Origin of the sequence: Arthrobacter sp. Bi83, assembly GCF_918698095.1 — a bacterium.
Lineage (GTDB): Bacteria > Actinomycetota > Actinomycetes > Actinomycetales > Micrococcaceae > Arthrobacter.
Map to the genome: position 1 here is coordinate 28,272 of NZ_CAKKLY010000009.1, position 13,798 is coordinate 42,069.

Genomic DNA, 13,798 nt, shown 5'->3' on the forward strand with positions numbered 1-13,798 from the left:
TGCTGCTTCCACTAGGTTGGGCCTGCCGTGACTAGCGCGGGGGCTCCGGAGCACGGTCGAGAGAATGAGAATGCAATGCGAATGGCACGACTATTGACCAGTGAAGGCATTCGGCATGCCGTCTACCTGAATGAGGAATGGCATCACATAGATGATCCGTTTGCTCCGGTTCCAACGTTCTTGGGTCCAGTAACCTCGGCCGGGAAGGCCACACTGCTGGCCCCAACGTGCCCGGCGGTTATTGTCGGAATCGGGCACAATGACGGTAATCACCCGGTGCCTATACAGCCTTGGCTCAAGTCGGTCCACACTGTTGCCAGCCCGAATGATGTCATCGAGCCGCCGTGGCGGGTGGGCGCTGTGAATGTGGAAGGTGAACTTGCCGTCGTCATTGGTAAGAGTGCTGTTGACCTTACGGCGGAGAATGCTCTGGATCATGTCTTGGGCTATACCATCGCCAACGATGTCACCAACGCCACCCAGGCGGTGATTGACGAAAAACTCTTTCAAGCCAAATCAGGAACCCATTACACGCCGTTGGGGCCGTGGATTGAAACGGATATCGCAGATCCGGGGAACCTTGGCATCGACGTCACGGTCAACGGCCACGCCGAAGCCCGCTCAGGCACCTTCAACCTTATCTTCGGCGTGGTGGAGTGCTTGGTCCACGTGACGAAGTGGATGGCACTGGAACCCGGTGATGTCGTCATGACTGGAGCCCCTGGCACTATTGTCGGAGTCCAGCCCGGAGATACAGTGGCCATAACGATTGATGGGATCGGGACCTTGGTCAACGCTGTTGCCTGATCTTCGTGCGCATCCGGGCCTCTATCCCTTAGGCCGTAAGAGAACGGCCCAATCATGCAAGAAACCCCGAATAAGACACTGTTTTCGGTCCGGCAGTGTCATGTGAGTGTGGCTCCCTGGAAACCCTGCAAGCTTGGAGAAAAGGGACGGTGCCCGCTACGGAGCTTTTCTGCCTCCATGTCAGGACGTGCCACACGTGCGTGAAGAGCGCAGCCGGGACAAGATGCGGCGGGGCGACGTGGTGACTCTGACAGTGGTGCGCGGGAACGGCAGCGGAGGCCATCGAAGATTACTTGAAGACCGCAGGATGGTATTGATCCGTCTGCACGACTCACAGAGTGTGGATTGATATCCCCGACGACGCTATCGAGATTGGGGTTATAGGACAAAACGTGTGTAATTCCCGGGTGTGTCATGTGCGTCCTGCCCATCCGGTGCGGTGCCAGAGGCCTTCTTCAGGGCTGAGTCCGGTGCTGTAGAGCTCGGGGCCGGGGTCCCGTTCTGTCGGGGCGCTGGCTTTGGTCTTGGCTGGTCCGTAGTGGCGGTCTTGGATGAGCTTTGTTGGCGGTCGGGGTTGCTCGCTGTGCAGGTAGAGGTACCACTCGATGGCACGCTTCTGGTGTTCCTCGCTCGTGCCCCGGTGCGCCCGCAGCAGGAGCCGGAGCTGGGCGTTCGTGCCGCCTTCGATCCTGTTGGTCGTCGAGGCGATGTCCAGCCCGGCGTATTCGGCTTCCAAATACGTGAACAGCGTTCCGGCTTGGCTGAGGCGCTCCAGGAGCCGGTAGGCCTTGCGGAGCCTGTCATGCGTGTACCACCAGGACTGGTTGGACCGCACCCAGCCCGGACCATGGCGGTAGTGCTGCGGTAGGTGCGCGCTTTGACCAGGTGCCCGTGCTGCTGATGCCAGTCATGGAACCCGGCCAGCCAGGCTGCCGCGTCCGCCGGGGCCTTGATCCTCGTCAGCGCCCGTCCCAGCCGCAGCAACGCCTTGCCCGCATCGGTCCTGGGCCGGCCGGTCAGGTAGGTGCGCACGTTGCGCTGGACATGGACCAGGCAGCGCTGCACCGAGGTTTCGGACCAGCACTCGGACAGGGCCGCAGCGATCCCGGAACCACCGTCAGTGATCACAACCCTCGGGGCCGGAAAGCGTTCCAGCAACGCCGCCCACGCGGCCTTCTTCTCGGTGTCACACCACTGCCAACCCAGCACGTAGTCACCGGCAACAGCGATCAGGCAGCACCATGAACCCACGTAGATCCCATCGACCTGGATCTGGTCATGGACCTCGCCGGTCACCGGGATCCGCGGGGCAATGTTCCAGCACCACGCCGTGCGCCGACGCAATGACCGGGCCGTGCCGAACGAGGTGAACGATGACTGACTCGAGGTGCCCATCAGCCAGCCAAGGAACGCCTCCAATTCGGAGCGCCGGCTGACATCCGGGCGTTCACTCGAGCGGCTCGCACCGCATGCCAGACACCGGTAGCGCTGCTTACCGGCCGCCGTTTTCCCGTTCCGTACCAGCGATTGACCGCAGACAAGACATTCCAGAGATATGCAAGCACCCCAGCCACCCTAAGCGTCGAAAGCTTAGCCATCCCGGAATTCGCCCGCCAACACTGGGAAGCGAGCCCCTCCCATACACACGTTTTGTCCTATAACCCCGAGATTGTCTAACGGTGACGACGCCCCTCAAGCAAGAGGGCCACCCATCTCGCAACTTGGGTGGCCCTGACCGTTTAACTCCGGGGTAGGGGCTCACTGTGTGAGTTAGTGGAGGATTCCGCGTCGGATGGCTTGGGCGACCGCGGAGGCCCGGTCAGAGACTTCGAGCTTTTCGTAGATGTGTTGCAGATGCGTCTTAACGGTCGTCAACGAGATGTGCAGCTCGTTGGCAATCTTCTGACCCGAATGGCCATCTGCTGCAAGACGAAGAATATCGACCTCGCGGGCGGTGAGCGTCGGCCTCTTAGGGGTGTCCCGGCGAGTCCGTAGTTCACGGGCGAGAACGTCCTGCGCGAACGGGGCGATGATGGTTCCACCGGCACCAATGCGCAGGACTGCATCCGTGATCTCATCAAAGGACGCCGCCTTCTCCAGGAACCCGCGGGCTCCATGCGTGAAGGCTCTGAAGACCGTCTTGCTGTCCATGTATGCGGTCAAGACAAGAATGCTCGTCGGTGCCGCTTCAGCGAACAGCGTCTCAAGAACTTCCATGCCGCCGAGTTCAGGCAGTTGTAAATCCATGACTGCCACGTCTGGCTTCAGTTCCCGGATCGCTGCTAGTGCACTCTTGCCGTCTCCGGCGGAGCCCACAACCTCGATTTGAGGCACGTTCTTCCAGTTCTGGGCGAGGCCCTCCCTGTAGACCGGGTGGTCATCGGCGATGAAGACGGTGAAGATCTTCATGCCAGAGCTAGCGCCTGGCGAACTGTCCGCGCAAAATGCTCGATATCGAACGGTTTCGTTAGGTAGTCAAGGATTTTCATACTCCGGAGTTCGGCTATGCGCGCCGGAGTTGCATCTGCGGAAAGAATAATCACCGGGATGTCCTTCGTACGCTGGTCCTGCTGCAAGAGTTTTACGACTTCAACCCCTGACATGTCGGAGAGATTCACGTCCAGCAGGATAAGCTGAGGCGCGTTGTCCTGGGCCAAAGCTACCCCGGACTCACCACTTGTAGCGGAAATAAGGTTCAGCCCGCCCATCCCGGAAATGATGTTCTCCACCAAGCGGATATTCGCGTAAGTGTCTTCAATCTGCAGGATCGTAGCATGAGCAGCGTCGCTGGTGTCGACAGCATCTTTTTTGGGGGCCGACGTGTCGAGATCCTCCTCCGGCGCAGGCGCGAGCGGCATGTCCACGTAAAAAGTTGATCCCTCGCCCGGGGCGGTGTGTTCAATGCCCAAGGAGCCGCCCATTTCCTCCACAAGTCGCCGGGAAAGGGCAAGGCCCAAGCCGGACCCCTCAATGGAAGCCGATTGATCAAGGCGCACAAATGGTTTGAACAGCCGCTCCACGTCGTCCTCGGACATCCCAGGGCCTGTGTCCATGACCAAGAAGCGCAGCGCCCCGTCCACTACCTCGCACCAGACCCTGACAGCACCCTGGGGGTTGTTGAACTTCACAGCATTGCTCAGCAAGTTGATGAAGACTTGCCTTAGCCGCTGAGTGTCAGCTAGGACGTAACGGTGCAAGGCACCATGCAAATCGCTAGCGATCTCGATGTCCTGTGCAGCGGCCAGGGGGCGGACCAATTTGAGGGCCTGGTGGATCGAGTCGATTGCCGGTACAGGAACGGAGGCAATGCCAGGGGCGCCGGCCTCGATCCAGGTGATGTCCAGAACATCATTAACGAGTGCCAAGAGGTGCTTGCCGGCATCGAGGATATGACTTGCACTCTCGGCTGCGCGGGGGCTCAGGGGCAAATCCTGAAGCAGTTGCGCGAACCCTAATATGGCGTTCAGCGGCGTCCGCAGCTCGTGGCTCATCCTGGATAGGAATTCGCTTTTCGATCGGTTAGCACGCTCCGCGTCATGCATCGCTTCCCGCGCGGCCCTTTCTGCCCGTTTCCGGTCAGTGATGTCCGTGGAGATCGCGCCTAGAGCGTATGGCTTGCCGGCGTCATCCAGAAGCGGGAATTTTATGGACAGCCAACGGCTGTCTTCATCCAATTCGGACTGGTCCCGGTCTGTCGCCAAGAGTTCCTCGACTTCGATTGAGCTGGAGGTCCTGATGACCATGTCATCGTTGTTGGAGTAGTTGTCGGCCACGGCCTTGGGAAACAGGTCATAATCAGTCAGGCCGATGATTGATTCTGCTGTGACCCCCAGGCGTCGGGCATAGTAGTGGTTGGCAATTAGGTAACGGCCGTCCAGGTCTTTGACGTACATGAGGGCCGCTGAATTATCTAATAGATCCTTCAACTGCCTGATTGTCGAGTGTAAGTCGTGTTCGATGGAGTCCGGCTCCGCAAGCGCAGCCAACTGAACGACCATATACTCCGCAGGATCGCCGGGAATGTTGAACGTCTTGACCTGCGGGCGGAAGGCAGCCAGCTGATCGCCCAGATGAACCGTCATGGTTTGATCGTCCGCCAGTTCAGAAAGCGATGTCGCAACAAGTTTTATCAGGGCCGGTGTTGGGGCTTCATCCGGATCAACGGCGGGCTCGGTTGAGCCGTGCAGCAGTGCATCGAGCTTGCTGTTGCCTCCCAGGAACACCAGCCCTTTAGGGGATTCCTTTCGAAAGATGGCAGTGGCCAGGGGGGCCGCGTCGAAAGCGCTTTGTTTCAGCAGGCGAAGGGCCTCATCGGGGCTCACGGCAATAGTCTTTCACGGTGCTCGGTCCAGTCGGCAGGTGCTGCGTTGAATAATTCATGGATCAGCGGATCAGGCGTAAGCGCCTCCGTTGTACTCAACACTGGACCTCCAATTCATTTGTGGGAATGGAAGTCGGCCGGGTCCTTTCAGGACCAGGCCGACAAGACGTGGCGGGCCCTAGCTACCTACCCACCACGGCAAGAAGCTTTTCCCGGGACGGGTATTGCCATTCGACCCATTGCAGCGGAAGACCAACCCGCTCAGCCACAAGAGAATGTGTAACGGTTTCGGGGCCTCCTGTACCACTTATCTCCGTGATGCAGGCAATGAGAGCCGCTGTCCTTCTTTCGTTGCGTTCCCGGAGGATGTCGGCAAGGGCTCTTGCCGGTTTCGTTTTGCGTTTCTCGCGCCAAAGCGACATGTTAGATACCTCTGGCAAATTGCCAATCCAGAGTTGGTTGGTCGTAACTTTCTTGGCCATAGCCGTCGCCCCGAACCCAATGCAGTTCAGTTCGGGAGGGATAACGGCGGTGGGGTCTATACCTTGTCGTCGATACCGCGGAGGTGGCGGTACTGACCTTTGAAGTAGAGCAGTGGTTCTTCTTTGTGCCAGGTGGCTGGGCTCATTTCGTTGACGCGTCCGATGACGATGTAGTGGTCGCCGGCTTCGTGTTCTGCCCAGACGTCGCAGTCGAGCCACATCAGGGTGTCGGCGATGACGGGGTTGCCTGCGTTAGTTTGGGACCAGTCGATTCCGGCCCATTTGTCGGTGCCTTTGCGAGCGAACTGGTTTGAGACGGTGTCCTGGTCGTGGGCGAGGACATTGACGACGAACTTGCCGGTCTCGCGTAGCCGCGGGTAGGTCGTTGAGTTGGTCATGACGCTGAAGGAGACCAGGGGCGGATCGGTCGAGACGGAGTAGAAGGACTGGCAGGTGAAGCCGATCGGGCCGTCCTCGTCGATGCCGCTAATGATGGTGATGCCGGAAGCGTAGTGCCCGAGCGTGTCACGGAAAACCCGCGGATCAAACGCCGGTTCAAGGGCCGTCTTCTGGTCCAGAGTGATTGTCATATTCCTCAACTCCTTTGTGTGGTGTGGATAGTCGTTCATTCGCCGTACATGAGGCCGGCGAGAAATGGTTCAAGTTCAGGGTTGGGCTGCGTACTGCGGGCCATTGACTCCGCAGATTCGTCGCTTGGCTCGATGTAGACGCCCTCCCAGGGAAAGGCGCTGATCTGTCCGGGTGCCACAAGGGCTTGGCGGGCCTCTGCAGTCTGGAAAGACTGGTCGGCTGTTGAAGCGGGGATGGCCCTCCGCTTTGAACGGAAAGTCATGGGCAGTTGGAGCGTGATTGACATGACGGCTTCCTCCTTGAAGCGAGCTACCAATAACGTGGACAGGAATCAGGTGTTCTGTGACCCGCCCTTCAGGCCCTTACAACATCAATTCTTTCGTCAGGTGATGTGGCGCACATCGACCGGTTGGGTTTCCGATGGGATGGTCTTTTCCCGACCAAAAGGATGATGCAAGTTCCCCAAAGACTGTGATTTGGTAGGGGCAAGTCAACTTCCGGTAGGGAGGCTCCCCGGCAATATCTGCCTCTGGGTCAAATGACACTAAACATATAGTCAGTGCTTATACCTGAGAACAACTGGCCAGGAGGGCCGCGGCCGATGACCTTGCCCCAACCCACCCCTAAGCCAATGAAACGCTTCTTCCTGTGGCTCGCATCCTGGCGGATTGAACTGGCCGACATGGAGAGGCCGGGCAAGAAGGAGTGTTCTGACTGCGGACACGACTCTGGGGGAACGGCGGAAAACCTCAATTGGCTCGCCGCACTCAATGGAATCCCAGTCGAAACCATGCGTGCAACAGAGGAGCGAAACAAGGACGAGCGTTGCGGCTGCACAAACGATGCACACATCAGTTACCGAATTCTAAGTCCCTTCCCCTCACCCAGTTCCCTTAGCTGAGCTACCACCACCGGTGTTCGATCCAGCCAGCGCAAATACGGGAAAGACATATCGCCCGCCGGCTTGCGCGACGGCACTGCCCCGGTTCAGGCTGAAGCACACCCCAACCCGACTAAACGGGCCGTTACATCTTGACTTTCTTCTGACACGGGCCTAGAACTCAACCTGACAGTATGAGGGTGGAGGCGCCGGTGACTGGACAGCGGATCGGATACGTCCGCGTGAGCACGCTGGACCAGAACGAGAAACGCCAGCTCGAAGGCCAGGTTCTGGACCGGGTCTTCACGGACAAGGCCTCCGGCAGGGACACCGCCCGGCCAGAGCTCACGGAGTTGCTGCGATTCGCCCGCGACGGGGACACCGTGGTTGTGCACAGCATGGACCGGCTCGCCCGCAACCTCGATGACCTGCGTGCCCTCGTCCAGGGCCTCACCCGTAAGGGCGTGCGCGTGGAGTTCGTCAAAGAGAGACTGGTCTTCACCGGCGAGGACTCCCCCATGGCGAACCTCATGCTCTCTGTCATGAGTGCGTTCGCTGAATTCGAACGCACCCTGATCAGGGAACGCCAAAGGGAGGGCATCGCCCTGGCACAGCAGCGGGGCGTCTACAAAGGACGGAAGAAGACTCTCACGCCGGAACGGACGGCCGAGCTCGTTCAACGCTCCGGCAACGGTGTTCCGAAAGCCGTCCTTGCCCGTGATTACGGGATCAGCCGGGAGACGGTGTACCAGTACCTGCGCCGCGCCAAGCTGGAGTGAACCACTCCCCGGGCCATCGCCGACGCGGCCGTAGCCTGACGGAAGGCCCGATATCGGCGTCATTGAGCACTGCTAAAGCCGTTGCCCACAAGATCTTCCGTCATGTAATCCCCGCTCCCCCTGCGTGATGCCGGCTTTGGGCAAAACGTAAATCTAATGAATCATTGATTCAGAATTTGGAACGGGTTGGAGGCGGAATGGCCGCCTTGGACCCGCCTAATAGTTTCCGGCGTCAGCGTTTGCGAGACAGGCAGGTCTGCCAGTGACTCCTGCTGCATTCCGAGGTCCGCGTAGACAGCATGAAGGCCCGCTACCACGGCCCCCACAGCGCCGGAAAAGTCACCAAGGGCTGCGGGCAGCAGCCTCGGGGACATCCGCAGGTTGTGTTCAAGGGCGCTCTCATATCGGCCAAGGCTCGACGTCAGTGATTTGGCGATGCCTCCCCCGAGCACAATGATGTTCGGCTCGCAAGAGACCGTGATGGCCGTCAGTGCAATCAGAAGAGCATGATCGAAGTGTGCACGCAGGGTTTCAATCCCGCCCTTGTCCTTCTCAACGAAAAGTTCCGCGGGACTCAGCAGCGCAACACCTGCTTCAGCAGCCCTCCGCAGTATTCCCGGACCCGTAAGCATGTGTTCGAGTTTTGTACCAAGCGGACCCACTGGGAGTTGGCCAAATTCTCCTACAAGGCCCCTATCTCCCTGGAGGACCTTCCCATCGATGGCGATCCCTGCACCGAGCCCTGTTCCGAGGGTCAGCATCGCAGCGGTCGGCGATGTCCGTGCGGCCCCGAATCTTTGCTCGCCGAGGAGGGCCAGGTTTGCGTCATTGTCTATCATGACGACCTTCTGGACCGCTGCCTCAAACCTTTGCAGAAAGCGGGGGTCTTCCACCTGCGTCAGGTGGTGGGCGTTGGAGATAGATCTGTCGATGCGGCCGACCGCTCCTGGGAGACCTAGGCAGACGGCGCCTACGAGCCGCCAGTTACTACCAGCGGCCGAGCGCACCTCCGCCGCCAACCATTCAGCGAGATCCGGGGCGTTCAGGGCCGAGGGGGTGGCCACGTCAAGCGCCAGGATCGGGTTGGCCAGAAGATCGGCAACAATAATGCGGGTGTTCGAGGCACCTAGGTCTATGCCGACGACGTACGACCGGCCCGCGACGACGTCCAGAAGCACGGCTCGGCGGCCCCTGTTTTCGGACACGATTTCCGAGCCTTCGAGCAGAAGTCCTTCGTCAATCAGCGAGTCAACGGCCCGCGTGACAGTTGCCGTGGAAATGCCGGTGGCTTCAGCGATCTGTTTTCTGCTCGCTGGGGCCAGCCGGAAGACCTCGGCCAGCACGGTGCCACGATTCATCATCCTCGTGCTTTGAACCATCGAGATCCTCGTAGTTTTGGAATCAGCATGAAGTAAAAGATACCCGAGATCACTACTTTTCCACCACCCCAAGCACATTTTCCAAATATTTTCCCATCGCAGCCCTTGACTTTGATTGCACTCTGAAATCAAAATGGATGAACACGTCAAGGGCGACTCCGTCCAGAGGTCCGGACTCCAGCGACTGGGTGCCATGGCATCGTCCCCTGACAAGCAGCTCAAGGAAGGTCAAGGACCCGATGGAAACACTCACACTCACAAGACGGCGCCAGATGCGGTGGCTCGTCGCCGGCGCAATGGCGCTGGCACTCTCACTAACCGGCTGCTCCGGCCCCGGGGCAGCACCCGGGGCGGGAGCTCCGGCCACACAGGCAACTGAGCCCAGCCTCGCATTCGTTGGCCCCAACGGCGAAAAGCCAGGCAAGCTCGCTGACCTCGTGCTGACCGCTGACGAAAAGGCCAAAGTCAAGAGCGGCAACTACACGGCCGCGTTCGTTTGGCACACGTCCTCGGAGTTTGTTTCCGCAGTTGAAAAGGGCGCCCGTGAGCAGTTCAAGGACCTGGGGATCAAAGTCGTAGCGAGCACGCAGGCCGGCTTCGACGCTGCCACGCAGGCCAACAACCTTCAGACAGTGCTGGCATTGAACCCCGACATCATCGTCACGATCGCAGTGGACCCGGTTTCGGCGGAAGCGACATTCAAGCCGGCAGTCGAGAAGGGGATCAAGCTCGTCATCATGACCACGCCCCCCGCGCACTACAAGGCGGGGCAGCAGTTCGTGTCCATCGTGACGGAATCGCTTACTGAAGCCGGCAAGCTGAACGCCACAATCCTCGGAGACGCACTCGGCGGCCAAGGCGACATCGGCTACATGTACCACGATGCCGACTTCTGGTTCACCAACCAGCGCGACAAGGCTTTCAAGGCTTGGACGTCCTACCTCTACCCCAACGAGAAGATCGTCGCCGAGGAGGGCTTCACTGACGAATCAAAGACCCAGGAGATCGCCGCGGCGATGATAGCGCGCCACCCGGACCTGAAGGGCATCTACGTCCCGTGGGCAACTGCCGCCCAAGGTGTGCTCGCCGCCCTTCGCGACGCCGGCCGATCCGATGTCAAGGTAGTGACCAACGACCTCGACGCCACCCTTGCAGCCGACATGGCGCGGGACGGCAATGCGGCCGGCCTCGTGGGCAACAGCTCCATCTCTATTGGCAAGGGACTGGCCATCGCCTCCGCCTACGGCGTGCTGAATAAGCAGGCGCCTGCGCTCGTGGCTGCGACTCCGACGGGGATCACCAAGGACAACCTGGCCCAGGGCTGGAAGGACGATTACGGCACCGAACCGCCGTCGAGCGTCACGGGGAAGTGACCCGGCACTGATTCCGGGCCCGGCGGAAAAGCGCTGGGCCCGGAATCAGAAAAGGGTGAACCCCGTTGGCCAATGACGCGCCACATGCCCACATCACTAAGGCCCAACCTACGGGCACCTCTATAAAGGAAACTCCCATGGCACAATTTGTGCAGACCGTACTCGGTCCGGTCGACCCGGCCAGACTTGGAAAAATCCTCCACCACGAACACCTCACATCCCTGGTCCCTGGACCATGGCTGTCAGGTGGACGTCCGGAGACGCTCGCTGATCCGCACCGGCTGGTGGTTTCGCCGACCGACCCCGCCTATGCAGACGACCAGGTGTGCCAAGCCGTCGGTGCCCTTAGCGGGCTCAAGGACTTAGGCTTCGACACGGTTGTGGACCTAAGCCCCTACAGCGTCGTCGGCCGCTCGGCGCTGGGCGAAAACCTGAACATCCTGCAGCGCGTATCGGAGCAGTCCAAGGTGCACATCGTGGCGGGAAGCTCCGTCTACCTGGAGCCTTACAGCCCGGTCTGGACCGCCGAGGCGTCCCTCGAGCAGATGACGGAGCGGTTCACCCTGGACGTCTCCACGGGGATCGGTTCCACGTCGATCAAAGCCGGCGTCCTGGGTGAACAGGCCACGGGACTGAACGAAATCACAGCCCACGAAGAGAAGTGTCTTCGTGCTGCCGCGCGTGCGCACCAAGCCACAGGCGTGTCGCTGGTGACGCACACTACACACGGGACGATGGCCCTTGAGCAGATCCAGATACTGAATGAGGAGGGGGCCGATCTCAGCCGTGTGGTCATCGGGCATATGGACATCCAGCCCGAGTTCGAGTACCTGCTCAAGGTGCTGGACACCGGAGTCAACATCGCCTTCGACACCATCGGCAAGGAATTCTGGGACTTCGTACTGGAGCCCGGCCCCGCCCAGCCGACCGAAGGCGAATACTCCAAAAGGGCCTACTACCGCTCCGACGCGAGCAGGGCAGCACACCTGGCCGACCTGTCCGACAGGGGCTACGCAGGGCAAATTCTGCTCTCCCAGGATCTCACCGGCGCCGAGGTCTACCTCAACCCCAGAACCCACGGAGAGTGGGGTTACAACTACCTTGGCGCGGCCTTCATCCCGATGGCAGCCGAACTGGGACTGTCACAGGCCCATGCCGATCTGATGCTGCGGGATAATCCGCTCCGGCTCCTGACGCAGGAGGCGCCATGAGCACCGGCTCAAATCGTGCCGTCAAAGATGCGGCCTACGTGGTGGGCGTTGATCTCGGTGGGACAAAGATCAGGGCCGGCATTGCCAGCGAAACCGGGACCATCCTGGCTGACCGGAAGGTGCCCACCAACGCCGGAGGCGTCAATGTTATTGAACAGATTGTCGGCCTCGTCCGTGAGTTGTGCGCAGTCGTCGGCGCCGGCACCGATCAGGTCGCGGCGACCGGCATCGGCGGTGCCGGAGTTCCAGACAGCTCCGGGGAGAACTTCGACCAGGCCCCCAACCTTGCGGGACTGCGGGACGTGCCTTTTGCGCAGGACCTCATGCAGAGGCTCGGGCATCCCGTGATCATCGAGAATGACGTCAATGTCGCCGCTCTCGGAGAATTGCACTACGGCCTCGGACTCGGCCACTCTGACTTCGTCTTCGTGTCCGTCGGTACCGGGATCGGCATGGGCATCGTGGCGGACGGCCGGCTCATACGCGGTGCCAGCGGGGCGGCAGGGGAAATCGGTTACCTTCCCTTCGGAACGGACCCATTGACCGCGGAAAACCAGGTGCGTGGCCCGTTGGAGGAAGCGGTAGCAGGCGACGCACTGGCACGCCGGTACGAGATGGCTACAGGGTACAGAATCTCCACCCGGGAGATCTTTGCGAAGGCCCAGGACGGTGACACACACGCGCTGGCCGCCATCGACGATGAGGCACGATGGCTCGCCGCGGCCCTCGTCGCAGTCAACGCGGTCCTCAACCCGGAAGTTTTCGTGATCGGCGGCGGCATCGGCAGCAGGAAGGAGCTGTTGCCCCACCTCCACACCTGGCTGACCCGCCACGGAGTGTCTTCACTCGATATCCGCATCAGCGAACTCGGCCACCGCGCACCAGTAGCCGGCGCGGTCCGGCTCGCACTCGCGGCCGCCAAAACCGGACTGCCCAGCCCTACCGAGACCGTCTCCGCACTGCACGGCCCTGCTCAGAAAGGACACACACCGTGAGCACCACAACTCTAGCGAAACCAAATTTCCTCACCCACGTCAAGGAGATGAACTGGAGCAACTACGTCGTCTACATCGGATTCGCGCTCGTGTTCCTGTTCTTTGCAGTGACACAGACGGCGTACTTCCTCAACGCGACTAACCTGCTCAACATCGTGATCCAGGCAGCACCGATCACGATCATGGCGATCGGCATGGTCTTCGTGCTGAGTACAGGCGAAATCGACCTCTCCATCGGCTCGACCGTAGCACTGTCTGCGTTGACAACCGGCGTCGTCCTTCAAGGAACCGGGCAGTTTTGGATCGGCGCTCTGGCCGGGCTGGGGGTCGGCATCATTGTCGGGCTCGTCAACGGCTTCTTCATCACGATGGTCCGTCTTCCCTCATTCCTGGTGACTCTGGCCACGATGGGCCTGATCGCCGGCCTCGCCCGACAGCTAACAGACCTCCAATCGGTACCTGTGACAGACCGCGCCTTCGTCTGGCTCTTCGGCGGCGGTGATCTTCTCGGGTTGCCGATCATGCTGTGGTGGACGGTCTTGGCGGTCCTCGTCGGCTGGCACCTGCTACGGCAGCGCCGGTATGGCGCCCACGTTCTGGCCGTGGGCAACAGCGCGTCGGCAGCCCGGGTGAGCGGCATCAAGGTCAACCGCATCCGGCTGATGGTCTTCGTCGGTAGCGCCATGGCCGCGGCCCTCGCCGGTCTCCTGTACGCCGGCCGCCTGCACGGCGCCCGCTACACCCTGGGTGAAACCGACCTGATGACAGTCATCGCGGCTGCCATCGTCGGCGGCACCAGCCTGTTTGGCGGCAAGGGGACGGTCATCGGTGCCCTGATCGGCAGCCTCCTCATGAGCATGATCAACAACGGACTCATTCTCGCCGGCCTCAACGTCTCCCAGCAGATGATCGTCCGCGGCCTGATCATCCTCGTTGCGGTCTCCTTCTCCCTCCGCGGCAAGAAAAGCTAGAGAAAGGAT

Annotated in this window: 12 protein-coding genes and 1 pseudogene; 6 read left to right on the plus strand and 7 right to left on the minus strand. The window is 60.5% G+C overall.

What is annotated here, in order from left to right; all coding sequences use genetic code 11:
• Positions 1–81 precede the first annotated feature (81 nt).
• A complete protein-coding gene (locus tag LQ144_RS06535) occupies positions 82–807 on the plus strand; it encodes a fumarylacetoacetate hydrolase family protein (RefSeq protein WP_230117763.1) in 726 nt (241 codons plus the stop codon).
• Positions 808–1,219: 412 nt separating this feature from the next.
• On the opposite strand, the gene LQ144_RS06540 is transcribed toward LQ144_RS06535, so the two are convergent.
• The 6 genes and pseudogenes from LQ144_RS06540 to LQ144_RS06560 all read right to left on the minus strand — a co-directional run bounded on the left by LQ144_RS06540 (position 1,220) and on the right by LQ144_RS06560 (position 6,487).
• On the minus strand, positions 1,220–1,642 hold the full coding sequence (locus LQ144_RS06540) for a hypothetical protein (protein ID WP_230117764.1): 423 nt from the start codon (positions 1,640–1,642) through the stop codon (positions 1,220–1,222).
• A 29-nt stretch (positions 1,643–1,671) separates the two neighbouring features.
• Positions 1,672–2,364, minus strand: a pseudogene (locus LQ144_RS23075) (transposase); the annotation flags it as partial.
• 213 nt (positions 2,365–2,577) lie between these two features.
• Positions 2,578–3,216 (minus strand): response regulator transcription factor, encoded by a 639-nt coding sequence (locus LQ144_RS06545; protein WP_230117765.1) that lies wholly within the window; start codon positions 3,214–3,216, stop codon positions 2,578–2,580.
• Complete coding sequence (locus tag LQ144_RS06550) at positions 3,213–5,129, minus strand: PAS domain-containing sensor histidine kinase (RefSeq protein WP_230117766.1); 1,917 nt, start codon at positions 5,127–5,129, stop codon at positions 3,213–3,215. Before LQ144_RS06550 ends, LQ144_RS06545 begins: the two co-directional genes overlap by 4 nt.
• A gap of 537 nt (positions 5,130–5,666) precedes the next feature.
• Positions 5,667–6,200 (minus strand): flavin reductase family protein, encoded by a 534-nt coding sequence (locus tag LQ144_RS06555; protein WP_230117767.1) that lies wholly within the window; start codon positions 6,198–6,200, stop codon positions 5,667–5,669.
• A gap of 35 nt (positions 6,201–6,235) precedes the next feature.
• Entirely contained in the window at positions 6,236–6,487 is a 252-nt protein-coding gene (locus LQ144_RS06560) for a hypothetical protein (protein WP_230117768.1), read from the minus strand.
• An 806-nt stretch (positions 6,488–7,293) separates the two neighbouring features.
• Here LQ144_RS06560 and LQ144_RS06565 point away from each other — a divergent pair.
• A complete protein-coding gene (locus LQ144_RS06565) occupies positions 7,294–7,860 on the plus strand; it encodes a recombinase family protein (RefSeq protein WP_230117769.1) in 567 nt (188 codons plus the stop codon).
• 161 nt (positions 7,861–8,021) lie between these two features.
• Here the strand turns inward: LQ144_RS06565 and LQ144_RS06570 are convergent, their stop codons facing one another.
• A complete protein-coding gene (locus LQ144_RS06570) occupies positions 8,022–9,239 on the minus strand; it encodes an ROK family transcriptional regulator (protein ID WP_230117770.1) in 1,218 nt (405 codons plus the stop codon).
• A 239-nt stretch (positions 9,240–9,478) separates the two neighbouring features.
• Here LQ144_RS06570 and LQ144_RS06575 point away from each other — a divergent pair, with 239 nt between their 5' ends.
• The 4 genes from LQ144_RS06575 (at position 9,479) to LQ144_RS06590 (ending at position 13,789) form a co-directional block, all read left to right on the plus strand.
• Positions 9,479–10,612, plus strand: a complete 1,134-nt coding sequence (locus LQ144_RS06575; RefSeq protein ID WP_230117771.1) for a substrate-binding domain-containing protein — start codon at positions 9,479–9,481, stop codon at positions 10,610–10,612.
• A 137-nt stretch (positions 10,613–10,749) separates the two neighbouring features.
• Complete coding sequence (locus LQ144_RS06580; protein ID WP_230117772.1) at positions 10,750–11,823, plus strand: hypothetical protein; 1,074 nt, start codon at positions 10,750–10,752, stop codon at positions 11,821–11,823.
• Positions 11,820–12,818 (plus strand): ROK family protein, encoded by a 999-nt coding sequence (locus LQ144_RS06585; RefSeq protein WP_230117773.1) that lies wholly within the window; start codon positions 11,820–11,822, stop codon positions 12,816–12,818. Before LQ144_RS06580 ends, LQ144_RS06585 begins: the two co-directional genes overlap by 4 nt.
• Complete coding sequence (locus tag LQ144_RS06590; RefSeq protein ID WP_230117774.1) at positions 12,815–13,789, plus strand: ABC transporter permease; 975 nt, start codon at positions 12,815–12,817, stop codon at positions 13,787–13,789. The genes LQ144_RS06585 and LQ144_RS06590 overlap by 4 nt, the downstream gene beginning before the upstream one ends.
• Positions 13,790–13,798 lie beyond the last annotated feature (9 nt).

Bases quoted from the DNA above. Each gene is read 5' to 3' on its own strand.
- LQ144_RS06545 (WP_230117765.1), bottom strand. From the start codon at position 3,216: ATGAAGATCTTCACCGTCTTCATCGCCGATGACCACCCGGTCTACAGG.
- LQ144_RS06535 (WP_230117763.1), top strand. From the start codon at position 82: ATGGCACGACTATTGACCAGTGAAGGCATTCGGCATGCCGTCTACCTG.
- LQ144_RS06560 (WP_230117768.1), bottom strand. From the start codon at position 6,487: ATGTCAATCACGCTCCAACTGCCCATGACTTTCCGTTCAAAGCGGAGG.
- LQ144_RS06585 (WP_230117773.1), top strand. From the start codon at position 11,820: ATGAGCACCGGCTCAAATCGTGCCGTCAAAGATGCGGCCTACGTGGTG.
- LQ144_RS06570 (WP_230117770.1), bottom strand. From the start codon at position 9,239: ATGGTTCAAAGCACGAGGATGATGAATCGTGGCACCGTGCTGGCCGAG.
- LQ144_RS06580 (WP_230117772.1), top strand. From the start codon at position 10,750: ATGGCACAATTTGTGCAGACCGTACTCGGTCCGGTCGACCCGGCCAGA.
- LQ144_RS06575 (WP_230117771.1), top strand. From the start codon at position 9,479: ATGGAAACACTCACACTCACAAGACGGCGCCAGATGCGGTGGCTCGTC.
- LQ144_RS06555 (WP_230117767.1), bottom strand. From the start codon at position 6,200: ATGACAATCACTCTGGACCAGAAGACGGCCCTTGAACCGGCGTTTGAT.